This is a genomic window from Actinomycetota bacterium, from assembly GCA_035640355.1.
GTDB lineage: Bacteria > Actinomycetota > UBA4738 > UBA4738 > HRBIN12 > CALGFI01.
In genome coordinates this window covers 144,849-171,465 of the sequence record DASQWI010000011.1, presented here as the reverse complement: position 1 = coordinate 171,465, position 26,617 = coordinate 144,849, and the positions used below count along the sequence as shown (strand labels likewise).

At 66.8% G+C, this 26,617-nt stretch carries 27 protein-coding genes; 8 read left to right on the top strand and 19 right to left on the bottom strand.

The annotated features are described in order from the left end of the window. Nucleotides 1-92: 92 nt before the first annotated feature. The 3 genes from VFA08_06210 to VFA08_06200 all read right to left on the bottom strand — a co-directional run bounded on the left by VFA08_06210 (nt 93) and on the right by VFA08_06200 (nt 5,216). Nucleotides 93-1,727, bottom strand: a complete 1,635-nt coding sequence (locus tag VFA08_06210) for a cyclic nucleotide-binding domain-containing protein (GenBank protein ID HYZ13187.1) — start codon at nt 1,725-1,727, stop codon at nt 93-95. Nucleotides 1,728-1,855: 128 nt separating this feature from the next. Continuing rightward, the gene (locus VFA08_06205; GenBank protein ID HYZ13186.1) at nt 1,856-3,010 is read right to left on the bottom strand and encodes an HD domain-containing phosphohydrolase; all 1,155 of its coding nucleotides are present in this window, start codon (nt 3,008-3,010) and stop codon (nt 1,856-1,858) included. Then, entirely contained in the window at nt 2,997-5,216 is a 2,220-nt protein-coding gene (locus tag VFA08_06200) for an ATP-binding protein (GenBank protein ID HYZ13185.1), read from the bottom strand. The genes VFA08_06205 and VFA08_06200 overlap by 14 nt, the downstream gene beginning before the upstream one ends. A gap of 200 nt (nt 5,217-5,416) precedes the next feature. On the opposite strand from VFA08_06200, the gene VFA08_06195 reads away from it, so the two are divergent. Then, complete coding sequence (locus VFA08_06195) at nt 5,417-5,776, top strand: hypothetical protein (GenBank protein ID HYZ13184.1); 360 nt, start codon at nt 5,417-5,419, stop codon at nt 5,774-5,776. A 77-nt stretch (nt 5,777-5,853) separates the two neighbouring features. Here the strand turns inward: VFA08_06195 and VFA08_06190 are convergent, their stop codons facing one another. From VFA08_06190 to VFA08_06160, 7 genes are all read right to left on the bottom strand, one after another. After that, nucleotides 5,854-6,315, bottom strand: a complete 462-nt coding sequence (locus VFA08_06190; GenBank protein HYZ13183.1) for a nitroreductase family deazaflavin-dependent oxidoreductase — start codon at nt 6,313-6,315, stop codon at nt 5,854-5,856. A gap of 123 nt (nt 6,316-6,438) precedes the next feature. Then, a complete protein-coding gene (locus VFA08_06185) occupies nt 6,439-7,266 on the bottom strand; it encodes an ABC transporter substrate-binding protein (GenBank protein HYZ13182.1) in 828 nt (275 codons plus the stop codon). A gap of 89 nt (nt 7,267-7,355) precedes the next feature. Beyond that, entirely contained in the window at nt 7,356-8,696 is a 1,341-nt protein-coding gene (locus VFA08_06180) for an adenylate/guanylate cyclase domain-containing protein (protein HYZ13181.1), read from the bottom strand. Between the two features lie 187 nt (nt 8,697-8,883). Continuing rightward, a complete protein-coding gene (locus VFA08_06175) occupies nt 8,884-9,171 on the bottom strand; it encodes a hypothetical protein (protein ID HYZ13180.1) in 288 nt (95 codons plus the stop codon). A 68-nt stretch (nt 9,172-9,239) separates the two neighbouring features. Then, nucleotides 9,240-10,199: an ATP-dependent DNA ligase gene (locus VFA08_06170; GenBank protein ID HYZ13179.1), complete on the bottom strand. Its 960-nt coding sequence runs from the start codon at nt 10,197-10,199 to the stop codon at nt 9,240-9,242. A gap of 9 nt (nt 10,200-10,208) precedes the next feature. Next, nucleotides 10,209-11,507 (bottom strand): adenylate/guanylate cyclase domain-containing protein, encoded by a 1,299-nt coding sequence (locus VFA08_06165; protein HYZ13178.1) that lies wholly within the window; start codon nt 11,505-11,507, stop codon nt 10,209-10,211. Between the two features lie 76 nt (nt 11,508-11,583). Next, nucleotides 11,584-12,792: an MFS transporter gene (locus VFA08_06160; protein HYZ13177.1), complete on the bottom strand. Its 1,209-nt coding sequence runs from the start codon at nt 12,790-12,792 to the stop codon at nt 11,584-11,586. A gap of 121 nt (nt 12,793-12,913) precedes the next feature. Between VFA08_06160 and VFA08_06155 the strand changes: the two genes are divergently transcribed. Then, nucleotides 12,914-14,275, top strand: a complete 1,362-nt coding sequence (locus VFA08_06155) for an AlkA N-terminal domain-containing protein (protein HYZ13176.1) — start codon at nt 12,914-12,916, stop codon at nt 14,273-14,275. 213 nt (nt 14,276-14,488) lie between these two features. On the opposite strand, the gene VFA08_06150 is transcribed toward VFA08_06155, so the two are convergent. Then, complete coding sequence (locus VFA08_06150; GenBank protein HYZ13175.1) at nt 14,489-15,670, bottom strand: endo-1,4-beta-xylanase; 1,182 nt, start codon at nt 15,668-15,670, stop codon at nt 14,489-14,491. Nucleotides 15,671-16,220: 550 nt separating this feature from the next. Here VFA08_06150 and VFA08_06145 point away from each other — a divergent pair. Then, the gene (locus tag VFA08_06145) at nt 16,221-17,297 is read left to right on the top strand and encodes a redoxin domain-containing protein (GenBank protein HYZ13174.1); all 1,077 of its coding nucleotides are present in this window, start codon (nt 16,221-16,223) and stop codon (nt 17,295-17,297) included. Nucleotides 17,298-17,344: 47 nt separating this feature from the next. Continuing rightward, the gene (locus VFA08_06140; protein HYZ13173.1) at nt 17,345-17,722 is read left to right on the top strand and encodes a hypothetical protein; all 378 of its coding nucleotides are present in this window, start codon (nt 17,345-17,347) and stop codon (nt 17,720-17,722) included. A 13-nt stretch (nt 17,723-17,735) separates the two neighbouring features. On the opposite strand, the gene VFA08_06135 is transcribed toward VFA08_06140, so the two are convergent. Next, entirely contained in the window at nt 17,736-18,170 is a 435-nt protein-coding gene (locus VFA08_06135; protein HYZ13172.1) for a PAS domain-containing protein, read from the bottom strand. Nucleotides 18,171-18,517: 347 nt separating this feature from the next. On the opposite strand from VFA08_06135, the gene VFA08_06130 reads away from it, so the two are divergent. Next, nucleotides 18,518-19,153, top strand: a complete 636-nt coding sequence (locus tag VFA08_06130; protein ID HYZ13171.1) for a hypothetical protein — start codon at nt 18,518-18,520, stop codon at nt 19,151-19,153. A 123-nt stretch (nt 19,154-19,276) separates the two neighbouring features. On the opposite strand, the gene VFA08_06125 is transcribed toward VFA08_06130, so the two are convergent. Further along, on the bottom strand, nt 19,277-19,687 hold the full coding sequence (locus VFA08_06125) for a cupin domain-containing protein (GenBank protein ID HYZ13170.1): 411 nt from the start codon (nt 19,685-19,687) through the stop codon (nt 19,277-19,279). Between the two features lie 111 nt (nt 19,688-19,798). Here VFA08_06125 and VFA08_06120 point away from each other — a divergent pair, with 111 nt between their 5' ends. Then, entirely contained in the window at nt 19,799-21,037 is a 1,239-nt protein-coding gene (locus tag VFA08_06120; GenBank protein ID HYZ13169.1) for a serine hydrolase, read from the top strand. Between the two features lie 36 nt (nt 21,038-21,073). Here the strand turns inward: VFA08_06120 and VFA08_06115 are convergent, their stop codons facing one another. From VFA08_06115 to VFA08_06100, 4 genes are all read right to left on the bottom strand, one after another. Then, nucleotides 21,074-21,622: a hypothetical protein gene (locus VFA08_06115; GenBank protein HYZ13168.1), complete on the bottom strand. Its 549-nt coding sequence runs from the start codon at nt 21,620-21,622 to the stop codon at nt 21,074-21,076. 283 nt (nt 21,623-21,905) lie between these two features. Further along, nucleotides 21,906-22,841, bottom strand: coding sequence for a trypsin-like serine protease (locus VFA08_06110; protein ID HYZ13167.1), 936 nt, complete (start codon nt 22,839-22,841; stop codon nt 21,906-21,908). Further along, a complete protein-coding gene (locus tag VFA08_06105; protein ID HYZ13166.1) occupies nt 22,841-23,236 on the bottom strand; it encodes a CBS domain-containing protein in 396 nt (131 codons plus the stop codon). Before VFA08_06105 ends, VFA08_06110 begins: the two co-directional genes overlap by 1 nt. A gap of 11 nt (nt 23,237-23,247) precedes the next feature. After that, nucleotides 23,248-23,499, bottom strand: a complete 252-nt coding sequence (locus tag VFA08_06100; GenBank protein ID HYZ13165.1) for a hypothetical protein — start codon at nt 23,497-23,499, stop codon at nt 23,248-23,250. Between the two features lie 105 nt (nt 23,500-23,604). Here VFA08_06100 and VFA08_06095 point away from each other — a divergent pair, with 105 nt between their 5' ends. Together VFA08_06095 and VFA08_06090 are read left to right on the top strand one after the other, a co-directional pair. Then, the gene (locus tag VFA08_06095) at nt 23,605-24,816 is read left to right on the top strand and encodes a HAMP domain-containing sensor histidine kinase (protein HYZ13164.1); all 1,212 of its coding nucleotides are present in this window, start codon (nt 23,605-23,607) and stop codon (nt 24,814-24,816) included. Beyond that, entirely contained in the window at nt 24,813-25,481 is a 669-nt protein-coding gene (locus tag VFA08_06090) for a response regulator transcription factor (protein ID HYZ13163.1), read from the top strand. The genes VFA08_06095 and VFA08_06090 overlap by 4 nt, the downstream gene beginning before the upstream one ends. Before the next feature lie 28 nt (nt 25,482-25,509). On the opposite strand, the gene VFA08_06085 is transcribed toward VFA08_06090, so the two are convergent. Continuing rightward, nucleotides 25,510-26,229 (bottom strand): Crp/Fnr family transcriptional regulator, encoded by a 720-nt coding sequence (locus VFA08_06085; protein HYZ13162.1) that lies wholly within the window; start codon nt 26,227-26,229, stop codon nt 25,510-25,512. 7 nt (nt 26,230-26,236) lie between these two features. After that, nucleotides 26,237-26,557: an STAS domain-containing protein gene (locus tag VFA08_06080; protein HYZ13161.1), complete on the bottom strand. Its 321-nt coding sequence runs from the start codon at nt 26,555-26,557 to the stop codon at nt 26,237-26,239. Nucleotides 26,558-26,617 lie beyond the last annotated feature (60 nt).

Below are 26,617 nucleotides of genomic sequence, written 5' to 3'. Positions count from 1 at the left end.
TGACCCCTGAAGACCGCACGCAACGCGGTGGTCGCGGAGGTGGAGTCCCTACCGCTCGAGGGGGTGGATCGTCGTGCACTGGGACTGACGATCTACTCGTTCCGCATGCGCTCCTGCACAGTGAGGTCCACCGTCTTGCGAACGACGGGATGACCGGTCACCTCCTCGAGGAAGGCCTCGCGTTCGAGTGAGAGAAGCGTCGAGTGAGACTTGGCCACTACGGTCGCCGTCCGCGGGACGTGTCGAAGGAGCGCGATCTCCCCGAAGTAGTCGCCGGGTCCGAGCATGGCCATGGGTTGACCGTCCCGGACGACCTCTACCTCGCCGTCCTCGATCACGTAGAGGTGATGGCCCGTCTCCCCCTCGGTCACGATCGCGGTACCCGGCGCCGCCTTGACCACCGCAAGACGCGCGGCGAGCCCCTCCAGTTCGGGAGCAGGTAGTGAGGCGAACATGTCCACCGACCGTAGGATCTCCAGCTCGCGCTCGGGGATCGGCATCGCGCGATCGTCCAGGCTTCGGATCCGGCCGCGAAGTATCAGGATCGCCGTGGGCAACAAGAGGCCGGCGACGAGGATCCCTCCGCGGATCCCGAAGACGTACACGAGGAGCGGCGCCACTGCGGACCCGCCGGCGACGCCCGCCTGATGCAGTCCCTCGAGCACGCCGAACACTCGGGCCAGGATCGGGTCGGGCACGATGCGCTGTAGAAGGGTCCGTCCGGCCATGTCGGCCAGGGCATGCCCGGAGCCGGCGCCGACGAGGGTCGCGAAGGCCATCGCGACCACCACGGCCAGCGAGACGGCCGATATCCCGAACCCGTACACGAGCAGACCGAGAGCGATCGCGGCGGCCAGGTAAGGCCTGCCCACCAGCCGCAACCCCCACACCGCCCCCAGGAGTCCTCCCGCCCCCAGGGCCGACGCGAGGAAGCCGACAGCCGAGGATGGCAGCCCGAAGAGCTCCAGCGCGATGACGACCACCAACACGTCCACCGACCCTCGGACGAAGGACTGACCGAGGAGGAGGCCGACCACCAGTCGCTGGTCCGGGTCGCGAGCGACGGCGCGGAAGCCGGCTGCCGCCTCGTGGAGGGGGTGACCACCGATCCGCGCCTGCGGTGGATGCGGCTGGAGACGGACGACGAGCGGCGCCGAGATCAAGAGCAGTCCGCCGTACACGGCCAGCGCGAGCTCCGCGCCGCCGAGGCCGAGCAGGACGCCCGACGTGACCGGACCGACGAACGCCATCGCAGCGGAGATCGACCCAGCGACCACGTTCGCAGCGACCAACTGGTCGGGTGAGTTCGCGAGCATCGGGAAGAGCGCCGACTGCACGGGACGCGTCAGCGTCATGCATCCCGCCGCGACCGCGGTCAGTCCGTAAACGACGGTGCTGGGAGCATCCGCATAGATCGCTCCGGCGGTTCCCGCCAGGGCCGCGGCCTGCGCCACGTACCCAGCGAGCAGCGCCCGATCCCGCCGGATCTCGTCGCCGATCACTGACGCCATCGGAGCGACGATCGCGGCCGGCACCTCGATGATCACCGCGACGAGGCTGGCCTCCTCCACCCCACCGCGTTGGTAGGCGAAGACGAGGATGGCGACCCGCATCCCCCACCTCGCGATGTAGAACAGCAGGTACGCGAGCTCCACCCGCCGAAGCTCGAAGTTGGCGAATACCGTCTTGACGGCGACGAGGGACCGGGACCGGCTCCTTCGCCTCACCCACGGAGGATGACACAGGGGTCAACGGCCGTTCGATTGAGTGACGTGTTCCAACTCCTCACACAGAACCTGCGCACCAGTCACGGCCGTCAGCAAACGATGAGCGTCGTGAAGAGCGTGTTGTGGAACTACACCTGGCCGTCTACCACGCTGGAGGCATGTCGCAGGGAATCGATCCCGAGGTCCAGGAAGACATCCACCACGTTGGGATCGAACTGGCCCCCGCGCTCCCGTCGGATCTCTTCAATCGCTTCTTCTCTGGATCGCGCGGCTCGGTAAGGACGATCGGTGGTCATCGCGTCGAGCGCATCAGCGAGCGTGGTGATGCGCGCATGAAGTGGGATGTCTTCACCGGCAAGCCCGTGATACCCGCGCCCGTCCCACCGCTCGTGGTGCGAGCCCGCGATGATCTCTCCTAGCTGGAGAAGCGGGGAATGACTTCCCGACAGGATCCGCGCCCCGATCACCGTGTGGGTCTTGACGACCTCGAACTCCTCCGGCGTGAGGCGATCCGGCTTCAGCAGGATCCCGTCGGGGACGCCGATCTTCCCGACGTCGTGGAGCCCGGCGGCCCGCTCGAGCAGGTCGAGATCGTTGGCGGCCATTCCCAGCTGTTCCGCGATCGCCCTGGCGACGCCCCCGACTCGACGCGTGTGTTTGCCGGTGTCGTCGTCGCGGTACTCGGCCGCCAAGGCAAGGCGCTCGAAGGTCTCCAGTTGGGCGCGTTCGAGGTCCATGGTGCGGGCCCGGACGCGGTCTTCCAGGAGCTCGTTGTGCCGGCGCACCTCGGAGTGGAGTTGTTGCCGTTCCAGCGTGTTTCGGATCCGAAGGGCGACCTCGACCACGTCGAACGGCTTGGTGATGAAGTCCGCGGCGCCGGACGTGAGCGCTCGGCGGCGTGCCTCCGGCGTCGCGTCGGCCGTCAGCACGATGACTGGCAGTGCGCGACGCGCGGGATCGAGCGAGGTCGTGATCGATTCCAGGATCTGGTACCCGTCCAGGACGGGCATATGGAGGTCGAGGAGAACCAGGTCGAGTCGACCTTCGTCGATCACGGCCATCGCCTCGCGCGGATTCGACAGCCCGGTCACGCGGCGGTAGCCCTCGCGAACCAGGATCCGCTTGAGGAGCTGCACATTGCCCGGCTCGTCGTCCACGATCAGGATCCTCGAATCGGCCAATGAACCGAACGATGCGTCGTCGCTCCCGGGCGACGCAAAGTCGACGGCGGTGCGGACCTCTCCATCCGAGCTCGAACCGAGCTTTTGATCAAGTGCCCGCATCGGCCCTCATCGCGTGTCCGTTCATCAATGCGTCGTCGATCAGCGTGAGCAGCTGGACGACGTCGAGCGGTTTGGTCAGATAGGCGTTCGCGCCCTCCTCCTGGAGGCGCTTGATCCGTCCGCGGGTCGCATCTGCGCTGACGATGACGACGGGCGTTTCGCGAGTGGCTGGATCTGCCCGCAGCCGATGCAGGACCTCGCTCCCAGTGATGTCGGGCAGGTGGAGGTCGAGCAGGATCAGCTCGGGAAGATGCTGCCGCGCCAGTTCGAGACCGAGCCCGCCCTGCATGGCCGAGAGCAGAGCGACGCCGGGCCTTGCCTGGAGGATGCGTTCGATGAGCGCCAGGTTTGACAGGTTGTCCTCGATCAGCAGCAGGGTGTGCTTCGGAGCTTCGTCAGCCGCTTGGTCGTCCTGCCCGTTGAGTCGCTCGAACGCGGCGACGGGCGACTCGGCCACGCCGAGCTCAACCCAGAACGTCGACCCACGACCAGGATCGCTTTCGACGCCGATCGTGCCGCCCATCGCCTCCGTGAGGCGCTTGACGAGAGCAAGGCCGAGACCGGTGCCCTCGATCGACGTTCCCTCGGCGCCGAGGCGCTCGAACGGCTCGAACAATCCGTCCATCCGAGCCGCCGCGATGCCCGGTCCGGTGTCGACGACGACCAGCCGTAGGCGGTCCGGCTCGATGGGAGTGGTCCGCACGTCGATGCGGCCTGCGTCCCGGTTGTACTTGACCGCGTTGGAGAGCAGGTTGAGCAGCACCTGCTTCAGGCGTTGTCGGTCGGCGTAGACGTGGACTCCGTCGGGGATTGTGTCTATCTCGATCGCGATGGCCCGGTTGGCGGCCGTCGGGCGCATCAGATCCACGGTCTCGTGCAGCAGCTCTCCCACCTCTACGGCCTCCGGGGAGAGCGTCAGGCGGCCCGCCTCGATCCTTGAAAGGTCGAGGATCTCGTTGATCAGTTCGAGGAGATGGCGACCGGCTTTGACGATGTGCTCGACGCTGTCGCGATCTTCCTCCGAGAGCGGCGCCACCTGCAGCAGCTGGCCGAAACCCAGGATGGCGTTCATCGGCGTCCGGAGTTCGTGGCTCATGCTGGACATGAACTCGTTCTTGGCCTGGTTCGCTCGTTCGGCGACTTCACGGGCGAGCTCGGCCGCGGCCGCCGAGTCGCGCTCGCTCTCGAGCAGGTCGGCGCGCTCGAGCGCGAGGGCGGCGACGGCTCCGTGCTCGCGAACGAGGTCGAGATCCTCCTTGCCGAAGAACGGCGTGTACGGCGTGGTCCACACCACGAGCGACCCGTGCCCGCTCACGGGGATCCGCTCGTAATGGTGTCCGTCGTCGGACGCACCCGTTGAGGCGATCGCGGCCAACATCTGGGGTGTTGCGTCGTGCGAGTCGATGACTCGTCCGTCCGGATCGACGAAGGCGGCGCCCGAGGCGCCGGCGATGGCGGCGACGTGCGGCAGCAGCACCCGGGCGACGTCCGTGGCTGTCTCGGCGCGCAAGAGCTCGCTGACGGCGGCGCGGGCGGCCTCCTGCTCCGGGGTTCGCCACGCGAGGCGCAGGGTCCGAGGCGGGCTGAAGCCCAGCAGGAATGCAATCCCAGACGCAAGCACGAACAACTGCAGGACCAGCTCGAATGTCGCTGACCCCTGTGGCGCGGCGCTCGCGATCAAGACGCCCACGGTGAGCCCCGCCGCGGCGATGCTCATCAGGCGCATCCGCCGACGCGTGAGGGTGGGATGCCCCTGCCCCGATCGCGACAAGCGCGCAACCACGATCGTCGACAGCCCACACCAATACACGAGGAACAGCACCAGATAGGCCAGGAGCCACGCGGGGCGGCCTTGGCCCCCCGTTTCGGTCACCGAAGGCAGGAACAGAGACACCACCGCCACGACCGCGAACCCCGCGAGCGCGACGGCGTCGAGCCGGCGGTTCGATGCATGGAAAGACGAGGTGAACCGATAGAGCAGGTACGGGAATAGGAGGATCACGCAGATCGTGACCTTCCCCACCCAATCGGGGGCCTTCTCGGGGAGCACCAACGTCGCGAGCAGGACCGCGGCGAGCGAGGCAAAGCAGCCGGCGAGCCACCGATCGGCCGCGCTCCCGCGGAGTACCCGCCGCACACCTATCGCGGCAAGGGCGAGAAAGACTCCGGTGGAACAGAAACCGAGGATGATCGTGATCCGTTCCACCATGCCGCTCCTGACACCCGGGCAGCATGGCGCCACCCGGTCTGTTGGGTGTCGGCACGAAGCGCAACCCCCTTGACCGGGCACAGGTAGCGGCGGGCGGAGTGGGGCCCGTGCTCACCGGGGCCCCTCCGGAGCGGCGTCGAGCGGGTGTGGAAGCGCTCCGACTTCGACGACGTAGGCTGCACCGGGAGGTGGGGCCGATGGCAGATTCCGCGAGGGACGCTTGGACCAATGTTGGCGAACGGTTCTCGTCGTGGGGACGGCGGCTGGCCGACCAGTACAAGGAAGCGGGTGCGACCGAGACGCCGCAGGAGACGGAGCGGAAACTCGAGGAGGCGGCGCGCGAACTCGGCGACCAGTTGAACCGGGCGTTCACCGCGCTCGGCGACACGCTCCGCGACGAGCAGGCGAAGCGGGACCTTCGCGACGCCGTCGGCGCGATTGGCGACGCTGTCTCGGCCACCGTGAACGAGGCGCAGCTGGCGATCCGGGAGCGTCTAAGGCAGAAAGGATCGTCGACGCCACCGGATCGTCCCGACGAGCCGAGTAAGAGGGACTGATCGCGATGGCCCAAACCGTCACGATCGAGGTCAAGCTATTTGAAGCGCAATCCCTCGATGGACGAGCACTGACTTATTCAGTCGCCGCGTGGCTCGAAGACGACCACGGCAGTCTGTCGCGGGCGTCGCGCAGCGTAGGCGTCGAGGTTCGGGTCTAGCTCGCGAAAACGCTGCCAAAGCCGTTCACGTTCCTCGCCTGCCGCGGCCCTCCCGAGCACCTGGCGGCGGATACCACCGGCCAACTCGACGGTCGCGTCGGGGTGGGTCTGGAGATTCAGCCACCAAGCAGGTTCGGCTGCACCCCAACCGTTCATGGCCATCGCGACCAGGTTGGGCCCATCCTCGAAGTAGCCGAGGATCACGTTTCGCGGCTCGCCGGTGCGTCGACCTCGTGTGGTGAGCCTCAGGGCTCCCCACTTAGTCGAGCGAGGTGGCCACAGTCCTCTTCGCCGACCGCTCACCCGGACGATAAGACGGTGCACGTACCAGGCGCTGACGACGAACCACCGTGGTGGTAGGCGAACTCTGCCTCCGGCCATATCGACTCCCTAGCACGACGACGAGCTCACCATAGTTCGCCTCGTGACCGGAGCAGTCGTGACCGAAGGACCGGTGTCTTGAGCGCGAACGGAAGACGGCCGTCGGCGCGAGCTCAAGTCGCTTTACGACAGATCGTTCGAGGTGAGGAATCGTCGGGCCACGGTCGACACGTCCTCACCGTCGATAACGACCTGCCGCACGAGTTCTGTCACCGTGTAGCTCGAGAGCTCGGCGCTGACGGAGTTGAGCACCTCGCGGACCTCGTCGTTGAGCTCCTCCGACCGGATAACGGGCGTGATGTTCTCCGCATTCTGGAGGGACCTGTCGTCGGCGAGTGGAACGAACCCGTGCTCACGGATGCGTGGATCCGTGGAGAACAGCAGGCCGATCTGCACCTCGTCGTTCAGAAGCGCAGCGACGGTCTGCGGGCCTCCGACGTCCAGCGGAAGGAAATCGTTGAAGATGATGCCGTAGGTTCGGTAGAGCCCGGGCAGGCAGAACGCTCGCTGAACGCATTCGGGTGGCGCCCCGAGGGTCAATTCCCCCGCCACGGGTGTCAGGGAGCTCATCGTGGTCAAGTCGAAACGCTGCGCCGTCTTCGCGTTCGCCACGAACTGGTTGGTGTCCTCCGCGGGCGATGGCTTGAGGATGGCGATCCCCCTGGGTCGGAGTAGGGCCCTCAGCTGGCCGGCGACGTAGGCCGGATCGTCCGAGGCCCGCGCGTTCCGGTCCATGGAAAGGAGGAGGGACGAGAGATACTCCGGTTTCAGATCGATCCGGCCCGACTCCAAAGCGTTCTGCGATACCTCTCGGGACCGCAGATCGAGCTGCCGCTCGACGGTGTAGCCGGCGCGTTCCAGGACCTGTGCATACAATTCCGCCACGATCTGGTTCTCCGGGAAGGCGCCGGAGACGCCGACAACGATCGAGCCGCTCTCTCCGACTGGCACCTCCCGTACCGAACTAAACGCGCTGCAGCTGACCAGCGCGACGCACATCGGCATGACGGCCGCCACCCGGACTGCCCTTCTCATGTGCGTCAATCCGGATGAGCCAAGGACGGCACTGTGATTGGGGCATCCGCGCGGCGGCCCAGCAGGACGCGGATGGGCGTGGGGCCCTTGCCCTCGACATCCAGAATCTGAGTGGGCGCGAAGTCGTACCGATCGGCCAGTCGCACAGCCGTCGACTCCGAGACCAGGACGCGACCGGGCTCTCCATGCTCCTCCAGCCTGCTCGCGAGGTTCACGGTATCTCCCCACAGGTCGTACGCGAACTTCTTATGCCCGATCACTCCGGCGACGGCCGGCCCGCTGGCTACGCCGCCCCGCACGATGATCGGATCCCCCGACGGCCACCGGATGTCTCTCGCTTCGGCAAGCATGTCGAGGGCCATTGCAACCGCGGCTTCAGCATGGTCCGCGACCGGAACCGGTGCACCTGCGACAGCCATGTATGCGTCTCCGATGGTCTTGATCTTCTCGAGGCCGTGTCGGTCGGCGATCTCGTCGAACCGCCGGAAGAGCGCGTCGAGCGAATCGGCAAACGCCTCGGGGCTGCACCGCGCCGCCTGATCGGTGGAGCCGACCGCGTCGGCGAAGACCACGCTGACCTCATCGAAGGCCTGCGCGATGCGTCCGCCCGAGGAGGTCTTGAGCTGGTCGACGATGGCCTGCGGCAGGATGTTCAGCAACAGGCGGTCGGACCGTAGCCGTTCCTCGTCGAGCTGGCGCTCCCGCAGGAATAGCTGGCGCGTGAAACGTTCCATCCGATACGCGGCCAGACCACCGAGGGCGCCAAACGAGACCAGGTAGAGCGTCGCCAGCACTCGGCTCACGTCGACGACGTACCGAGCCGTGAACGCGTACGGCAGGTATGTCGCGATACCGACCACCGTGATCAGGACGACGAAGATGAACCGCAGCCGCAGCAGCGTGTAGGTGAACGCGGTGATCAGGATGACACCCACATAGCCATACTCCGCAGGCAACGTCAGCACCTGCGAGATGTAGAAGACCCACGTCAGGAGGGTCGCTATGGCGATGACGACCGATACCCACTCCCATTCGCGCTCGAAGAACCGCGTGAACGTGAGCCCGAAAGCGATGATCAACATGGGGATGAACACGCCGAACCGGATCGCTGCATCGAGCCTCTGGTCGGAGAGGGCGAGCATGTGGGGGCGCAGAAGGAACCCCCACGATACCCAGAGCCCGATACCCGCCACGAACGCGAACCGGATGTTGCCGAGATTGTGCCGGTACTGATCGGCGCGGAACGCCGCCTCGAGGGACGGCTCGCGAAACCGCAGCCGCAGCCGACGAAGGCTGAGCAGCGCCGACGGCCGTTCCTCCGAAGAAGATCTGTCGATCGAGTCCATCATTCCCTCGCCAGCTGGCTGGTACCGACAACCGTGGTCGCCGGAGCGACTGCTTGTCAGCCGTGCGACGCGTGGATCTGCAAACCGCCTGAGTCGGTAATGATATCGACGCCCCCAGCTAGGGTGGCGCACCAGGACGGGGCCTAGCGCGCGTGCCCTCGTCGGCCCGCAGGGTATGCCCCGATGGTCACGGCGAGCCGGACGGCTCCTCGCGCTCGACGGCGACCCGACGAAGCGAGCCTTCCTCCCCCAACCCCAGATGTTCCGAGGTCTGGGCGAGCACGGTTAGCACTGAGCCGAGTGCCGCGACCGGACCCGGAGCATCGACGCGTGCCACGACGAGGCAGTCCCGGCGATCGGTGCGCGTCGCCTCGACGTGCTCGACGATCGCGTAGGTGTTCGCTCGTATCAGAATCTCATGCAGTGTGTCGTCGTCCACGTTCGCGCTGAGGACCACCTCGACGCGATACATCATCCTGGCGGCACCGTAATCGAGGTGGTGGTGCTCAACAAGGCTGCGATCGCAGCAGCTTTCAGAAGGAATTACGTGGACGATTTCGAGGAGCGGCGGGCTCGTCGCCTGCCCTCGTGCATCGCCTGCACGCGCGCGATGGGGATCTCACGTCCCTCCGCGACCAGATCGGGGTCCAGTCGCTGCGGTTTCTGCATCTGCTCGGCCCATGGATCACGCTCACCGATCAACGGGACGACGCTATGAACGGTGAATTCCGCGGGTGTGACCCGATCGAGCTGATCCCAGCCCACCGGGAACGAAACCGGCGCGCCCGGCCGGACTCGCGGGCTGTACGCCGACACGACCGTGGCTCCGCCGGCTCGGGTCGAATCGATGAACACCTTGCCCTCGCGGTCTTCCCGGACGAACGCAGTCGTCGCCAGTGAGGGGTCGAGCCGCTCAGCGCGTGCAGCGAGGGCACGGGTCGCCGCGGCTGCGTCTTCGATCGTGGCATCCGTGTCGATCGGTACGAACACGTGCAACCCCTTCGCGCCGCTTGTCTTGAGCGCACCCGTCAGGCCGGCATCCGACAACGCCTGACGGACGAGGTGCGCCGCCCGGACCGCCGCCGGGAACGAGCCGGCATCGGGTGGGTCGAGATCCAAGACGATGTGCGTGACGTGGTCCCAGCCGTCGGCGCGAACCAGTGTCGGGTGGTACTCGACCGCGCGTTGATTCGCGAACCACAGAAGCGTGCGACGATCGTTGCACAGCGCGTAGGAGACGTCGCGTTTGGAGGTTTCCGCCCACAGCGACACGGTGCGCACCCACTCAGGTTTGTACTTGGGAACGTTCTTCTGCATGAACGGTGGCCCGCCGCGGACAACTCGGATCACGGAGAGCGGTCGATCGAACAGAACCGCGATCAGTCGATCGGAAACCGCGTCGACGTAGTCCACCAGATCGCGCTTCGTCGCGTTCGCGCCCTCGAATAGCGGTTCGTCAAGGTTGGTGAGCGTTACTCCATCGCGGATCTCGTTGCCGCCCATCGCAGCCCTCTATGTCGTGCGAGCGCGATCAGATCGTGGCCCCTCGAGGTACCACGTCTCCGTCTGGCCCTGTCCCTTGACGGAGATCGTTCCGCGTTCCTTGCAGATGAACTCATCCTTGAGCAGCTCGTACGTCGCGCTCGTGATCTGTATCTCGCCGGGCGTGCCGTGCTCCTCCATCCGGCTCGCCGTGTTCACGGTGTCGCCCCAGAGGTCGTAGAGGAACCGCTTCGTCCCGATCACCCCGGCGACGACCGGACCAGAGTTGATGCCGATCCTCAGCTCGAGCCTCGCCTGTCCGGCGATGGCCGACGTCGCGATCATGTTCCGCATGTCGAGCGCCAGGAGTGCGGTCCTGCGCGCGTGGTCGGCGCACGGCTCGGGCACGCCCGCTACGGCCATGTAGCAATCGCCGATCGTCTTGATCTTCTCGAGTCCGTGACGCTCGACGAGCGTGTCGAAGTGCGAGAACAGGCGGTCGAGGATGCCGACGACGTCGGCCGGCGGAAGGCGCCGCGCGAGCGGCGTGAAGTCGACGACGTCGGCGAACAGGATCGAGGCCGCATCGAAGTGGTCCGCGATCGTCTGTGTGGCGACCTTCAGCCGCTCGGCGACCGAGCTCGGCAGTACGTTCGTGAGGAGCGCTTCCGACTTCGCCTGCTCGGCCGTGAGCGCGACTAGCGCCCTGTTGCGTTGGTTGGCGAACGACGCGAGGAGCGTGAAGGCGACCGAGCCGGCTCCGATGACGTTGAGAGCCAGCATCGTGCTCGTGAACCACACCGGTAGATCCGCGTCGGCGAAGAGGACCTCGCCAAGGATCCCCGTGAGAACGAAGACGAGAAGGAATGCGCCGAACCAGCGGATCGCCTGACGGACCTCGAGGAAGACGAGGGCTCCCAGCGGGGCCAAGATCCCCCACAGCCCGACTCCTCCAGAGGGGAGGAATCCGCCGATGAGCATCTGCCCACCGGCCGTCGGCGCAACGAGGATGTCAAGGAGCTGAACGACGAGGAGGAACCGGAAGCTCTTGGTTCGCGCGAATACGACCAGGGACACGACCGAAATGGCGAAGTAGACGAGCGGAGCGATGCCCACCGCCGAACCGAGGGTGAGGTACAGGATGCCCCACACGACGGACACCGGTGCGATCAGGATCGAAATCAGGACGAGGAGCGCCTTCTTGTGGCGCAGATCCTCGTCGTCTGCGGGATCGGCGCCGATCCTGGCGAGAAGCGTGGCGGCGTTGGCGAGCCAGCCGACCCTCGGCTGGGCGCGCCCGAACGAGGTCGCGGTCTCCGGTGCGTCCACGGGCGCATCTTCAAGGTTTGCCGCTTGGAACGACAAACGCAGGGGGCCCGCGCTCGTGGGATCGACCAGGTCCTCGTCAGGTCGACGCCGGCACTCCGGCCGACGCAAGCGGCCGTATGGCGACGAGCAGCGCCAATGTCAGCACGCCGGCGGCGACGATCCAGGGCCATCGCAAGCCAAAAGCACCTGCGATCGTTCCACCGAGTAACGCGCCGATGGGCATCGAGCCCCACTGGATGAATCGGTAGGCGCCGTTGACACGACCCAACAGCTCGTCCGGCACGACGGACTGTCGTAGCGACACGGCCGTTACATCCCAGAGCGCCGAGAAGTAACCGAAGACGGCCAGACCCACTCCTGCCACGACCGGCTGAGGCCAGGCCGCGAAGAGCACGAACAGAAGGATCTCCGAGGCGGCGGCGGCGATCAGCGAACGCGACCGCGAGAGCCGCTCGATCGCTCGCGCCGCGGTGAAGCTGCCGGCTGCGTAGCCGACGCCGGACGCCGTTAGGAGGAGGCCGAACGCGGCCTCCTCGATCCCCAGGACCTCGAGGGCGTACAGACCCAGGATCGAAGCGCCGGCGGTCCACAACGCGTTCATCGCGGAGCCGAGCAGCGCCAGCGTACGGATCAAGCGGTTCCTCCACAGGAGCTCGATGCCTTCGCGGATCCGCGGCCTTTCTCGCTCTCCGCTGGGAGCGACGTGCGACTGCGGTGAGACACGGATCCACGAAACGAGCAGCGCCGCAGCTGCGAATGTTGCGGCGTCGAAGAGGAACGGCGATGCGGCCACTGCTGCGAACAACCAGCTCCCGAGCGGCGGACCCGCGAATTGGTTGGTCACGATCTCCGCGCCGAACAGGCGTCCGTTCGCCCGCTCGAGCTCCGAGCGCGGCACGATCGCCGGCATCAGAACCTGCGCCGCGATGTCGGCGAAGACCTCACCCGTACCGAGCAGGAAGGCAGCACCGTACAGGTGCCAGATCGTCACCCAGCCTTGGAGCACGCCCAGTCCGACGAGCGCCGACACGACGAAGCGCCCGCCATCGACGAACGCAACGAGCTTCTTCCGATCGACGGTGTCGGCAACTTCCCCGGCCGTGAGCGAGAACGCGAGCCATGGGAGGCGACTCGCGACCGTAACCCCAGCGAACACCACGGGATCTCGCGTGAGAGCCGCGGCGAGCAGCGGCACTGCCGCGAGGGATACGCCGTCACCCAGGTTCGAGATCGAGCTGGCGCTCCAGAGCTTCGCGTACTGCGTGCCGAGTTGTGTGCGAGGCATGGTGATCCTTGTAGCCCGGCCGGACGCAACAGTCTGGCGGCAAACGGACGTCAACGGCGTTCGCGGGATCGAGTCCGAATCCCGCCAGCGCCTGTCGCCGTCAACGCGGAAGATTCGAGCCGTGCAGGACTTCGAGAGCTGGTATCGCGCCGCCGAGAGCCGCGACGAGCGGTTCGACGGTGTCGTGTACATCGGGGTGAGGTCAACGGGGATCTACTGCCGACCGAGCTGCCCCGCGACCATGCCCAAGCGATCGAACGTGTCGTTCTTCCCGACCGCTGCCGGCGCGCAGGCGGCGGGCTTCCGGGCATGCCGGCGATGCCGACCCGAAATCGCCCCCGGATCACCGGAGTGGGACGCGCGCGCCGACGTCGTGGGACGCGCCATGCGCTTGATCGCGGACGGCGTCGTCGACCGCGAAGGAGTCGAAGGTCTCAGCCGCCGGCTTGGATACACGAGCCGGCACATCCACCGTCAGCTGGTGGAAGAGGTCGGAGTCGGACCGCTGGCCGTCGCGAGAGCGCACCGTGCTCAGACTGCCCGGATGCTCTTGGACGCCACGCAGATGCCGATGGCCGACGTGGCGTTCGCCTCCGGCTTCGCGAGCGTTCGGCAGTTCAACGACGTCACCCGCCAGGTATTCGGCGCGACGCCGAGCCAACTGCGCTCGCGTTCGAAGCAGCCTCCGATGAACGGCGGCGTTTCGGTGCGCATGCCCTTCCGATCGCCGTACGCGATCGAGGGCACGTTGCGCTTTCTCGGTGCCCGGTGCGTGCCTGGCGTTGAGGTCGTGTCGGACGGCATCTACCGCCGAACGGTGCGGCTGCCGCACGAGTACGGCCTGGTGGAGCTGCTCCCGGGCGATGACCACTTCACATGCCGAACGCAGGTTCGGGATGTCCGAGATCTCGGCACGCTCGTACAACGATGTCGCTCATTCCTCGACCTGAACTGCGATCCGGCCGCGATCCACGATGTGCTGGGCGGAGACCCGTGTCTTCGCCCAGCGCTCGCCCAGTTGCCCGGCCTTCGGGTAGTCGGCACGCTCGACGCGCACGAGCTGGCCGTACGCGCCGTGCTGGGACAACAAGTGTCCGTCAAGGCCGCGAGAACCGCTGCGCAGCGCCTCGTGGAGCTGATCGGTCCTCCAGTGGACACCGCCGTCCACGGCCTAACCCACCTGTTCCCGAGTGCCGAGACGATCGCCGAGGCAGACCTATCGCCGATCGGGATGCCGGAATCCCGACGTCGAGCCGTCATTCGACTTGCGCAGGCGCTTGCCGCAGGGGACCTTGTGCTCGACGCCGGCGCAGACAGGAACGATGTCCGCGGCCGGCTCTTGGCCATGCCGGGGATCGGACCGTGGACGGCGTCGTACATCGCGATGCGTGCGCTCAACGACCCCGATGCGTTCCTTCCAGGTGATGCGGAGCATTGGGCGGCGCAGCTACGTTGGGTTTGCCGGTCGGCGCCGACGAACTGAACGAGCACAGCACGCGATGGCGCCCGTGGCGCGCCTACGCGATGCAATACCTGTGGTCGGCCGATGTCATTCCCTCTCGGCGGGAAGAGCGAACTCATGGTTGACGACAGGGCCGTCGCGACAAGGGTGTCGCGATGAGGTTGTCGGCGGCGCCGGCCTAGGCCGGCGCCGCCGGATCCCTCTGTCTATCGAGACAGCGTCGTCACGTCGAGGTCATAACGGCGTCCTCGACGGTGCCCCCTGGAAAGCCTGGAGGATCGCGTTGTATGCGGGCTTCGGCTGCAGGTTCGCGTCGAATGGGAGAGGACGCCGAGGTTGGCCGTCGCGCCGCGGGAAATCCTCTTGCAGCCATGTGTACCGGTCCGTAAGCCCGAACGTGATCACGATCTTCACCGCTTGCTCTTGAAGCACCACGTCGAGGTAGCGCTTATAGACGTCCGCGACGCCGGCGTCGATGGTCGCGATGTCGCCTCGAAGCCCATCGTCGAGGACGTCCAATTCCGTGACGAAGATGTGCAGGCCGCGAGACGCGACGCTCGCGAGGAACGACCGGTACGCCGTCGGATTGAAGCTTCGGGCGAACCCCTGGTAGTTGAGGTGCGCCTCCACCCCGAGCGCGCCCACGTCCGCGCCCACGGTTTGGAGGTGGTCGATCGCCTTGAGGATGTTCGTTCGGCGCCCAGTCGCGGTCGACCCCACCTCGAACCCGAAGTCGTTGATCACGAGGATCGCGCTCGGATCGTGCTGGCGCGCGTGGAAGAAGGCCTCGTCGACGTGGGTCGGGCCGATCGTTTGGTACCACGGCGTCACGGTCCAGAAACCATTCGCGTCCACTCGGTTGTGGCTGACGACCTCGTTCGCGACGACCCATGCCCTGGCCCGTCCGGCGTACCGAGCGGCCTCGGCATCGATCGTGCCGAACAGGAGGTCACGGGCCTCTTGCTGAGGCAGTGAGCGAAGCTCGTCTTCCGTCCAGCCGTCGCCGAAGCCCGAGTCCCAGACCATGTGCGCCGCGAACACCTGCTGCGCGTTGGTCTCCGCGTCCCCGATGATCCGGTCCCCGTACGAGAAGTCGAGCGCGGCCGTGCGCGATGGCCTGAGCCGCCACCAGAGCAGGTCGTCCTCGGTGAACATCATTCCGGCCTCGCGAGCATGGAGGGCTCCGTACTCGGGATCGGGTTGCGAGAACTCCGAGCCCGCGTACTGCCACGTGGCGAGCGACGAGCCGTACATGAGTCCCTTCCCCGCGGCTGCCTGGACCAGCTGGCCTGTCGGCGCGGCCAACGCCGTTCCGATACCCGCTAGCGTCGACGCACCCCCGCCCAGCAGCGCCGCCGCGCCCACACCGCTTCGCGCGAGGAACCTTCGCCGGGTCAGCGTCCTTTCTGTCCGCATCGTCTCCCTCCCCAATTCGCGCCCGCTCGGGCGCACGTTTGGACCCACTCGAAGACGGCAGCAATCCGCTACGGAGATCTGCACCTGATGGGGCGGCACGCCGAGCCGACGCGCGACCCAGCTGGCAGGGCAACGACCCGACCAGCCCTCACGAGCACCCCCGCACCGGCCCGCGCCCGCCGATCCTTCTGCGGTGCAAATCGATTTAGTGGCCGGCGCGAGTCGGAACGTACCCACGACGCAGTCGCCCAAACTAATGCGACTGACGTACATCACTCAGAGATTGTCAGCCGGCGGCGATGGAGGAGCGCGCGTAGCGCGGACGTCCATCTACGCAGTCCCGCAAACGACATCTCCGATCGGCCGTAGTGTGCCACCTGGGGAGGTCCAACTCCCGCTCGGGAGGCGCTCCGTGGAGCTACGCAACGAAGTTTCGGGCAGATACGTGGACCGGACCATTGACGGCGGTGTCGGACACAACCTGCCACAAGAGGCCCCCGCGTTCGCGGAGGCCAAAGTGGAAGTGGACGGCGACTGAAGGAGGTTCGAGATGGCGGGGCGCGAACTGTTGGGGGCAACACTGCACGGCGCGAGCGGGACATCGCTCGAGGAGATATCGGAGCGTGAGGGCGTTCCGCTAGGCCTGACAATCGAGGCGGACGCGCAGGCCACAGGGATCCTGACGGCGTTCGACACGGCTTCGGAGTGGCTGAACTCTCCCCCGTTGACCGCTTCGGGACTTCGCGACCGCGTCGTCCTCGTTCAGTTCTGGACGTACACGTGCATCAACTGGCTTCGGACCCTCCCCTACGTGCGCGCCTGGTACGAGCGGTACGGTGCGAATGGGCTGACCGTGGTGGGCGTGCACACGCCCGAGTTCGGGTTCGAGAGCGACGTTGACAACGTGCGGCAGGCAGCGAAGGACCTCGACGTTCCCTTTCCGATCGTGACCGACAGCGACTACGCGATCTGGACGGCTTTCGAGAACCACTACTGGCCGGCCCTGTACTTCGTCGGCGCGAACGGGCACCTGCGAGGTCATCACTTCGGCGAGGAGGACTACGAACGATCGGAACGAACGATCCAGCGGCTCCTCACCGAGGCCGGGATCGAAAGCGTCGCCACCGACCTGGTTGCGGTCGATCCGGCCGGCTTCGAAGTCGGAGCGGACTGGGACAGCCTGCGGTCTCCGGAAACATACGTCGGGTACGAGCGCACCACGAATTTCGCCTCTCCTGGTGGCTTGGTGGATAGGCGGAACGTGTATGCCATTCCTCCGCGCCTGGATCTCAACGAGTGGGCGCTCTCGGGCGACTGGACGGTCGAGCGACAGGCCGCCATGTCGAACGACTCCCGCGGACGGATCGCGTTCCGTTTCCACGCGCGCGACCTGCACATGGTGATGGCGCCGCCCGCGAGTGGCGCGTCGGTGCCGTTCCGAGTGCTCCTCGATGGGCAACCAGCAGGCACTGATCACGGGACGGACGTTGACGAACAGGGCAAGGGTGCAGTCACGGAGCCGCGGCTGTATCAGCTCGTTCGCCAACGGGGTGACGTTCGGGAGCGCACGTTCGAGATCGCGCTCGAGGGTCCGGGAATCGAGGCGTTTGCATTCACGTTCGGATAGGTACGTCGTTCATGCTGTTGACGGACAGGCGGACCGGGAGTGAGTTGATGACCGAATACGACCCCCGAGACGAGGGCGACGACGAGGTAGAGGGCGACGAGCTCGAGGCCGACATCTTGCAAGCGGACCACGCGTTCGGCGCCGAACTACCCGGAACGACGGCTGCTGAGGCGCAAGCCGGTGAGGGGCTGGAACGGGCGCTCGCCGAGGAGCGGCCGGAGCGAGCCGCCATCGACGAGGTGGTTTCGGTCGTGGATGACGGCGTGCCGGATCTCGATGAGCAGCTGGCGGGCGAGGCCGTCTTGGAGCGAGACGAGTTCGCCTCGCCGGAGGAGGCCGCGCTCTCGGTCCGCGACAGTGTTCCTGGCGGGACCGACCACGACGATCAGCACGACGTGGAGCAGGACGAGCTCGAGGAAGAATGAGTGACGCGCCCGCTCAGGCGGGCGGCTGTCGCTGCGCTGTGACGTCGACCATGATGCCTTGCCAGCAAAGCGGCGTGCCGTTGGCACCTCGGACGAGGACCGCCTGGTCGTGGATCCAGACGACGCGCCCGTCCTTCGCGATCATGCGGTACTCCTCACGCCATGGCTCGAACGTAACGTTCGCACGAGCGCACGACGCCACCACGCGATCCCTGTCGTCGGGGTGGAGCGCACCCTCCCACCGGGCTGAGTCACCGAGCCACTCCTCCGGCGTGAATCCGAGGATCGACTCGACTTGGGGGCTGATCGAGAACGTTCGCCGAGTGTCGAGTGCCTCGACATACGTGATCGCAGGTACGAGGTCGACGAGGGTCCGGTACATGGCTTCGGCCTCGTCCGCCCGTGACAGGACATCCTGAACCAACCCCTCGACGTCCTGACCCTGCATGCTCGGAGACCTCCGAACGAGACATCGGCACCTTTGCCCAGCGCATTGAGAGGGCTCAGGTCCTCGCTCCCTTCGGTTGAGCCTGCGCGCGCCGTTGCTCACGTTCGTGTGGCTTACGGCCGATAAGTAGCGAAGTAGTTGAGGAGCGAAGGAGGGCCGCCATGGCGGAGGAATGGCACGAGCCGCGAGGTTTTCTGGAAGAGACGGAGCCGTCGCCAACCCACGAGTCGTCCGGGGCAGAAACGATGGGAGAGCCCCAGGCGCAGGTAGAACCGGAGCCGGCCGCAGAAGTGGTCGGTCTGTTCAATGCGGACGGGAACGGTCAGGTCGCCGACGAGGTGCCGGCTGTGCCGCTCGATCAGGCACGCGAGGAATGGGAGGAGGAGCTGGCCAGGCGGCAGCGCGAGTGGGAGAAAGAGCGGGAGGAATCTCAGGCGAAGGCTGACGCCGACCTTCGGACGGAGCAAGAGGCGTACGAGAACCTGCGCACCTCGAAGGGCCTCCAAACGATGCCAACAACGGTTCCCGACCTACCTGCCGACATCAGCATGTCTCAGCTCGAAATCAGCGGCCTCATGGAGATGGCCGCAAGAGTGATGACGTCGGTGCCCTACTACCCGCCCGGCGAAACACCGGAAAAGCGCGCCGAGACGAGGTTCAACGCGGAGCAAAAAGTTGCTCAGAACCAGCGGGAATTCCAGGCACTGGTCGCTCAGCGGATCTTGGACGCCTACACGCGCGGCAAGGACGTGGCGATCGATTCTGAGGTCCGTAACTCCTATAGGTGGCGTGGGGTTGTGCTTGTCCTAATCGTGGCTGCCATCGTTTCGATGCCGATCATCGCCATCTTGAGCGGGCTCGAAGCGACGGAGTTCGGGACGTATATGGCCCCCGTCGTAGGCATCGCCGGCACGATCGTCGGCTACTGGTTCGGGCAAGCCGGACGGGAGCAGTCGAAACCACATGACTCACTGACGCGTTAGTCGGTGGCTCGGCTCGCGTCGGGCCGGTTCGATCAGGAAGCCCTCACCGGGGACGGCGGCGAGACGTGGGGTCGACGCTCGCGTGCAGCGATCAGAAGGTCGCCACGCAGCTTGGGTAACGAGTCAGGTGACGCGCGCGCCGGTCATGTATTCGTCCCAGTCGTGCATCGGAACGTCCGGCGCCCACGCGGACGGACCGCCGGGCCGGATCGAGAGATGGCACATCGCGGAGGTCGGCGTCGCGCCGTGCCAGTGCCATTCGTTGGCCGGGATCACCGCCATCCCGCCGGGCCGGTACAGCCGTCGGTCACCCTGCGCGCCGACCACGCCCTCGCCCTCAAGGAAATACAGGAGCTGGTCCGTCGAGTGCGTGTGCGGGAGCGTTCGTGCGCCGGGATCGAAGAACACGGCGAAGATCTCGAGCCCAGGAGCGTCGGACGCCTCGCTCAGCTCCTGGATGGCGACCGGCCCGCTGAACCATTCGGGCCTCGCGTGGGGGTGCGCGTCCTCTCGACGTGCCTCGACGGCTCGCATGCACATGCCTCCTCGAGTACGAGTGTCGGCACGATAAACGGTGCGCGACGACGAAGGCGTCGCGCGCGCGCGCGGGCGCGGTTCGCTAGCGTTCAGCGCGGAGAGATCGTGATGATCCGAGCCGACGCGCCACTGCGAGAGATGGCGGTCGACCGGGCGGCCCCCCGCGGCCCCGCCATGACCCGACGCCGATTCCTGGGGAGCGCCCTCGCCGGTGGCGCCGCGACGATCGCGCCGTTCTCGTTCGTTCGTGCAATCGCGGCTCCGGCACGCTTCGAGTCGTTCGTCCACGAACAGATGCGCGAGGCGCAAACTCCCGGAATAGCCGTCTCGCTCGTTCGAGGCGACGAGATCGCCTGGACGATCGGCGCGGGGTGGGCAGATCGAGAGAACGACATCCGCGTGACTCCCGACACCGTGTTCATGCTCGCGTCCGTTTCAAAGACCGTTACGTGCGCGGGCGTGATGTCGGTGGTCGAGGACGGCGATCTGGATCTCGACGCCGACGTCAACGACTACCTGCCGTTCGAGGTTCGAATCCCCGCAGCACCGAGGGAGCCGATCACAACGCGGATGCTGCTCATCCACACCTCCGCGATCCGCGACCGCTTCTCCGTGTGGGGAACGCCCTACTCCCGGGATTCCCTGTACTTCCAGGGCGACTCACCGATCGAGCTTGGAGAGTTCCTACGCTCGTACCTCGTACCGGGTGAGAGCAGGTACCGGGAGGGCGCCAACTTCTACGAGCGCCGCCCGGGCAGGGCATACGCGTACTCGAACATTGCCGTGGCGCTCGCCGCGTTCGTTGCGGAAGTCGTCGCCCACCGTGACTTCAACGAGCTCTGCAAGCAGCGCATCCTGGAGCCGCTCGGGATGGACCAGTCGGGGTTCCGCCTGGCCGATATCACCACGACGAACCTGGCGATGCCGTACAAGCTGAACAAGAGGACGGGGTCGCTCGAGCCGTACTTCCAGTACGGCTATCCGGATTATCCCGACGGCGCGCTCCGAACGAGCGCCGCCCACCTGGCTCGTTGGCTAGCGGCGTTCATGAACTACGGCTCCTTCGAGGGCGTCCGCGTCCTCGAGCGAAGCACCGTCCGCGAGACCCGTCGTCATCAGCTTTCGTACGACGCGGGCTGGCGGCAGGGTCTCGTGTGGTACGGGGCCGCTCCGCGCGGCTACTTCCGAATGGGTCACACCGGCGGCGACTTCGGCGTGAGCACCAGGATGTTCTTCCGCCCCGACACGCGCGTGGGCGTCGTCACGCTCACGAACTCCTACCTCGGCGGCCCGCGATGGGACGCGTTCCGGGCGATCGACCTCAGGCTCCTCGAGGAGCTCGAGTAGCTTTCCGCTCTCGAGCTCCTCGAACAGCGACGTTGACTAGCGCGTCGACTTCCGGCGCGTGGTCTTCCGGCCCGTGCTCTTCCGGGCGGTCGTCTTACGACGCGTCGTCTTCCGGCCGGTCGATTTGCGAGCGGTCGTCTTGCGGCGCGCCGTCTTTCGTCCCGTTGTCTTCCGTCTGGTTGTTTTCCGACCCGTCGACTTGCGAGCGGTCGTCTTCTTGCGCCCGGTCGACTTGCGAGCGGTCGTCTTCTTGCGCCCCGTGGTCTTGCGAGCGGTCGTCTTCCTCCGACCGGTCGACTTGCGAGCGGTCGTCTTCTTGCGCCCCGTGGTCTTGCGAGCGGTCGTCTTCTTGCGCCCGGTCGTCTTCTTGCGCCCCGTGGTCTTGCGTGTGGTCGCCTTCTTGCGTGCGGTGGTCTTGCGGGTCGTCGTCTTCTTACGCGTCGCAGGCCTGCGGGTCGGCGCTCGCCTCGTCGCCCGTGCGGGCGACTCCATCTCATCGGCGGCGGGCGCCTCTCCCGGCATCTCCTGCCGCGGCATCTCCCCGCCGAACAGCCCACCGGTGCCAGCGCCGGCCGGCTCCGGCATGGGCCAGGCACCTCCCGTCGGCCCGGCGCCGCCCGTCGGCCCGCCACCTCCTATGGGCTCCCGGTCCATACCCTCGTCTTCCTCTTCGCCGAACGGCCTTCGTCCCTCCGACATCACACGCTCCTTCCGTCTCCCCGATATTCCCTTTCTACTTCTTCCTGCCCCCTTGATGCACGTCCCGATGACAGATCGCGATCATTCCTCACGCTACGACACCGCATGTGATCGTTTCCGCATGGCGCGGAAGCCAAACGGCCGCGAATCACACGCGGCGGACGAGGCGTCAAACCGCAGGTGCGATTCCGAACTCGGCCAAGAACGCGAGGTCGTCATCCCCATCGACGCGATACCCGCCCGCGATGCCCGAGCACGTCGCACGCGGTCCCAACGAGAACGACTGCACCGCGACGACCATGTCCGAATCGGTGCTGTCGAAGATGGGACCACCGGAGTCGCCATGGCACCCGCCGCCCTGGTGGGCTGCCCCATTGTTGTTCGAGAAGAACGCGAACGCGTCCTGCGCCCCCGGGTTCAGCGAATTCAGCTTGATCTGGGCCTTCTGTCGCGTGTGACCGCCCGCAGAGAAGAAGGGCCTGCTCTCTTCGAGCCCGTAACCGACGAGCTCGAAGACATGGTTGCGCGCCGCGTGCGCGTACGCGTCGGTGAGGTGTCCCTCCGGCGAGACCTCGCCGAAACCGACGCTTGTCACGGGCGTCTCCAACACGACGACGCCGAGGTCGTGGAGGATGAACGGCCCGCTCGCGAACTCCGGGTGCGCGAACGCGGTCCCCCGGACCCAGAACGCGCTGTCGTTCAGAAAGTCCCTGCGATCCTCGTATGCCTCGTGGTTCTCGCCGCGCTCGTAGTCCTCGCTCGCCGGGAATCCCGCCACGTGCGCCGCCTCGCTGAAGTCGATCCAGATGTCGTTGCCGCCAGACCCGTCTCCGTCCCCGGCAGTCGTGGACTCGCCGTCGAGACCGACCCCGAAGGTGCAGTGACCCGCGGTGATGACCACCGTCGGGCTGACCAGGGTCCCGGTGCAGACGAACCAGGCGCCCGGGTCGTCGAACGCCGGATCCACGAAGTCGGCGGCGAACTGCATGATCTCCCCGACGTACGGGTGCTCTCCGCCGTCGTCCTGCCCGTTGACGATCGCGTTCGCGGGTATCGCGGACCACACGATCGCGCCCGCGGCGAGAACGACGGAGAGTTTCCTCATCACCGCTCGGTGCTACCGGACGCCCGCCGGATCCGAACACGCAGGACGTCGCGGAGGCTCACGATGCCGAGCAGCTTGGTGCCGTCGACGACGGGGAGATGGCGGAAGCCCTGCGTCATCATGATCTCGGCGGCCTCCTCCGCATCCATGTCGGGCGCCGCGGTGACCGGATCGGAGGTCATCCAGTCGGTGACCCGAGCTGCTCTTGGATCCGTTCCTGCCGCCGCCGCGCGCAGGACGTCTCGTTCGGTGAACATCCCGACGATCCAGGCGCCGTCGACGATGACTGCGGATCCGAAGCGGCCTTTGAGCATGCTCTCGGCGACCTCGGCGACCGATGCGTCGCCACCCGTCGTGAAGACGTTGCGGGTCATGATGTCCTGAAGGGTCGCCATCGTCCCCCGGGTCAGCCGCCGCCTTCTCCACCGACGTCGTGGAACTCCGAACGGTCGTGGGGCGTCGCCGCGTCTGCGAGGTCCGCATTCAACTGACGCCACAGCGCTCCCGCCCACGAGCTCGCCTGTGGCCAGCGCTGCCAGAAGACCTGAAGGGTCGCCTCGTCGAGCGTCCGAGCCGCCTCGTCGGCGGTCACCGACTCGGCGACGCGCTCGAGCTCCTCGAGCGACCGGAGCAACCCCTCGGAGGCGTCAGCGGTCATGGCGGGTGAGTGTAGGTGAGTCGCGAGCGCCGCGTTGTCGACCGCTCGGGAGGTGTCCGGTTCCCGAGCCGACGCGACCCACACGCAACGTCGCATACTCAGTCCGTGGCGCTGGTCGGGTCTTCGCCGTCGGAGCGCCGCCGCCTCATGGGGCGGCTCGCCGCGCTGCTGTTCCTGGGCTCCGGGGCGCTCGTCCTCGTCACCTCCCCGCTCGCGCCGGAGGACGCGAACGATCCCGGCACGATCGTCGTCTCGGTCGCGTCGATCGCGCTCGGTGGCTTCGCCTGGGTTGCCCCGTGGGATAGGTGGCCACAGCCCGCGAGTCTCGTCCTCGTACCACCCGCGTTCGGCTTGATCGCGTTCGGGAATCTGTACGGAGGCTCGGCGCTCCACAGCTACGGCGTGTTCTTCGTCATCGCGTTCGTGTGGATCGGGCTCGCGCACCGGCCCTGGACATCGGTCGCGATGGCGCCACCAGCCGCGGTCGCGTACATCATTCCGCTGTATGACCTGCCGGGGAGCGTCGGGACCGGTCTCGCCTCAGCCGCCATCACGATCCCGGCATGCGTCATGATCGGTGAGGCGTTATCGCGTGGCTCCCGGCATCTCACGAGGACGGAAGTCGAGCTCCGCGAGGAGCGGGAGATTGCCTCGAAGCTCAGATACGTCGACGAGATGAAGACGACGGTCATGTCCGCTGTCTCCCACGAGCTTCGAACACCGATCACGATCTGTCGCGGCCACCTCGAGGTGCTCCGCGAGGATGCGCTCCCGGACGACGCACGCGAGACGATCGATCTCGTGCTGGACGAGCTCGACCGCATGGGCCGGCTCGTTCAGGACATCACGACCGTCGTGCGCGAGGAGGACCGTTCGTTCCTCAGTCGGGAGTCGGTCGATGCGGGCGAGCTGATGGCCGGCGTGGCGCGAAAGGTGATGCCCCTCCTTGACGGTCGCCTCCGGGTGCGGTCGATGCCGTCCCCCGTTCGGATCGACGCCGACCCCGACCGGCTCGCCCAGGCGCTCGTGAACCTGTTGCACAACGCGGCAGTGCACACGCCGGCCGGGACCGAGGTCGAGCTACGGTTCGCCGCTGCCCATCGCGCGTGGCGCTTCGAGGTCGCGGATCGAGGACCCGGCGTGACGCCCGGCGAGGAGGAGCTCGTGTTTCGCCAGTTCACGCACGGAACGCGCTCGCCTGGATCCGGGCTGGGCCTCGCCGTCGTCCGGAGCATCGCGCGCGCCCACGGTGGCGACGCCGGCGTGGACAACGCGCCGGGAACGGGGGCGACATTCTGGCTGGCGGTCCCGCGATGAACGTGCTGCTCGTCGAGGACGAGGACCGGATCGCCTCGTTCGTGGAGAAGGCCCTGCAGCGCCGCGGGTTCGACGTGGTTCGCGTCGGGACCGGAGGTGAAGCGCTCGGCGCCGTCTCGGCCAGCGTCGACATCGTCGTCCTCGACCTCGGACTCCCCGACATCGACGGCCTCGACGTCCTCCGCGCGTTACGGAGATCGTGGGCGTCGCTGCCGGTCGTGATCCTGAGCGCGCGGGGTGACATCGACGACCGGGTCGTCGGACTCGACCTCGGTGCCGACGACTACGTTCCCAAGCCGTTCGCCATCGACGAGCTCGTCGCGCGGATCCGCGCGCGCCTTCGACCACAGCCGGACAGAACATCGACCAAGCTGAACGTCGGCGATCTCGAGCTCGATCTGATCGCGCACCGAGCGCGCCTCACCGGAAAGATCGTCGAGCTCACGTCGCGCGAGTTCGCGCTCCTCGAGATGCTCATGCGCCACGCGGGAAGGGCCGTTCCCCGCAGCGATCTCCTCTCGAACGTGTGGGGGCTCGACTTCGACCCACGATCGAACCTCGTCGACGTCTATATCCGATACCTCCGGCGCAAGGTCGGCGACGACAGGATCCAGACCGTTCGAGGGGTCGGCTATCGGATCGTCGAACCTGCACACGCGCAGTGAGCAGTCGACGGCGTCGTGCGGATATCGTTCACCCCTGCAGGAACGGGAACAACCGCTCCAGCTCGGAGCGCATCACGCCGTAGCACTCGCAGCACGTCGACTCGAGGCCGTCCCGGTCGACCACGCGAACGCCCCCACGGCGGGTCTCGACCAACCCAGCACTCTGAAGGATCCGCAGCGTCAGGCTCACGGTCTCGCGGCGGACGCCGAGCATCTCGGCCAGGAACTCATGCGTGATGGGGACGATCTCCTCGCCGAACCGATCGTGCGCCTGAAGCAACCAACGGCTGGCGCGAGCCTCGACACCGTGCAGGCGATTGCACGCCGCGGTCTGCGCGATCTGGCCGAACACGGCCAGTGCGTATCGGTCGACGAGCTCGTCGAACGTCGAGGACTGACGACGTAGATCGAAAAACGTGCGGGCCGGAACGCGAAGACCACCGCCTGGGAGCTGGCACAGGCAATCCACATTCGAGATGGAGCCGCTCTCGATGATGATCGGCGGGCCGCTGACCCCCTCCTTGCCGATCGTGACGGCCTCGACACTCGCCCCGTCAGCCATCCTGGTCACGACCGAGAGCATGCCCGCGGTCGGGAAGTACACGTACGGAACGTCACGGCCGGCGCTGAACATCCGGTCGCCCAGGCCGAACTTCACGCGTTCGCCTCCCTCGAGGAGCGCCGCGCGATCCCCCGAGGTCATCGCCTCGAGGAGGAGGTTGTCGATCTCGGCGGGGAACGGGTGCATGTGACCGTCAGGACCTACGGGCGTCGACATCCGGGTCGTCGACGACGCGGAGCGGTGACGTCGAGTCGAGACCTAGCACCCGGAGCACCTTCCGGACGGTGGGGTGTGGTGCCACGACCTCCAGCTCGCCGCCATAGGCCTCGGCGATGCGGAGCAGCCCGCGGATCCCGGTGCTGTCGATGAACGTCACGCGCTCCATGTGCAATCGCAGGCGCCCCCTCTCAGGCCGCGAAAGCGCGGCATTGACGAGATCCTCGACGTTCGCCATGTCGATCTCGCCTTGCAGGACGAGCGTCTTCCCGTCGTCCCCCTCGTCGACCGTGAGCACGAATCATCCCTCCCGCGAGTCGCGCGCGCTTCGCGCACATCCAGCTTGCCGACCGCGACC

Coding starts and splice junctions, on each gene's coding strand:
- VFA08_06085 (HYZ13162.1), bottom strand. CDS start 26,229: ATGCACCCGTTCCCCGCCGAGATCGACAACCTCCTCCTCGAGGCGATG.
- VFA08_06105 (HYZ13166.1), bottom strand. CDS start 23,236: ATGGCGACCCTTCAGGACATCATGACCCGCAACGTCTTCACGACGGGT.
- VFA08_06115 (HYZ13168.1), bottom strand. CDS start 21,622: ATGCCGGAGCCGGCCGGCGCTGGCACCGGTGGGCTGTTCGGCGGGGAG.
- VFA08_06125 (HYZ13170.1), bottom strand. CDS start 19,687: ATGCGAGCCGTCGAGGCACGTCGAGAGGACGCGCACCCCCACGCGAGG.
- VFA08_06110 (HYZ13167.1), bottom strand. CDS start 22,841: ATGAGGAAACTCTCCGTCGTTCTCGCCGCGGGCGCGATCGTGTGGTCC.
- VFA08_06160 (HYZ13177.1), bottom strand. CDS start 12,792: ATGCCTCGCACACAACTCGGCACGCAGTACGCGAAGCTCTGGAGCGCC.
- VFA08_06135 (HYZ13172.1), bottom strand. CDS start 18,170: ATGCAGGGTCAGGACGTCGAGGGGTTGGTTCAGGATGTCCTGTCACGG.
- VFA08_06140 (HYZ13173.1), top strand. CDS start 17,345: ATGACCGAATACGACCCCCGAGACGAGGGCGACGACGAGGTAGAGGGC.
- VFA08_06205 (HYZ13186.1), bottom strand. CDS start 3,010: ATGCGGGCACTTGATCAAAAGCTCGGTTCGAGCTCGGATGGAGAGGTC.
- VFA08_06195 (HYZ13184.1), top strand. CDS start 5,417: ATGGCAGATTCCGCGAGGGACGCTTGGACCAATGTTGGCGAACGGTTC.
- VFA08_06170 (HYZ13179.1), bottom strand. CDS start 10,199: ATGGGCGGCAACGAGATCCGCGATGGAGTAACGCTCACCAACCTTGAC.
- VFA08_06090 (HYZ13163.1), top strand. CDS start 24,813: ATGAACGTGCTGCTCGTCGAGGACGAGGACCGGATCGCCTCGTTCGTG.
- VFA08_06180 (HYZ13181.1), bottom strand. CDS start 8,696: ATGGACTCGATCGACAGATCTTCTTCGGAGGAACGGCCGTCGGCGCTG.
- VFA08_06190 (HYZ13183.1), bottom strand. CDS start 6,315: ATGGCCGGAGGCAGAGTTCGCCTACCACCACGGTGGTTCGTCGTCAGC.
- VFA08_06145 (HYZ13174.1), top strand. CDS start 16,221: ATGGCGGGGCGCGAACTGTTGGGGGCAACACTGCACGGCGCGAGCGGG.
- VFA08_06175 (HYZ13180.1), bottom strand. CDS start 9,171: ATGATGTATCGCGTCGAGGTGGTCCTCAGCGCGAACGTGGACGACGAC.
- VFA08_06100 (HYZ13165.1), bottom strand. CDS start 23,499: ATGACCGCTGACGCCTCCGAGGGGTTGCTCCGGTCGCTCGAGGAGCTC.
- VFA08_06150 (HYZ13175.1), bottom strand. CDS start 15,670: ATGCGGACAGAAAGGACGCTGACCCGGCGAAGGTTCCTCGCGCGAAGC.
- VFA08_06120 (HYZ13169.1), top strand. CDS start 19,799: ATGATCCGAGCCGACGCGCCACTGCGAGAGATGGCGGTCGACCGGGCG.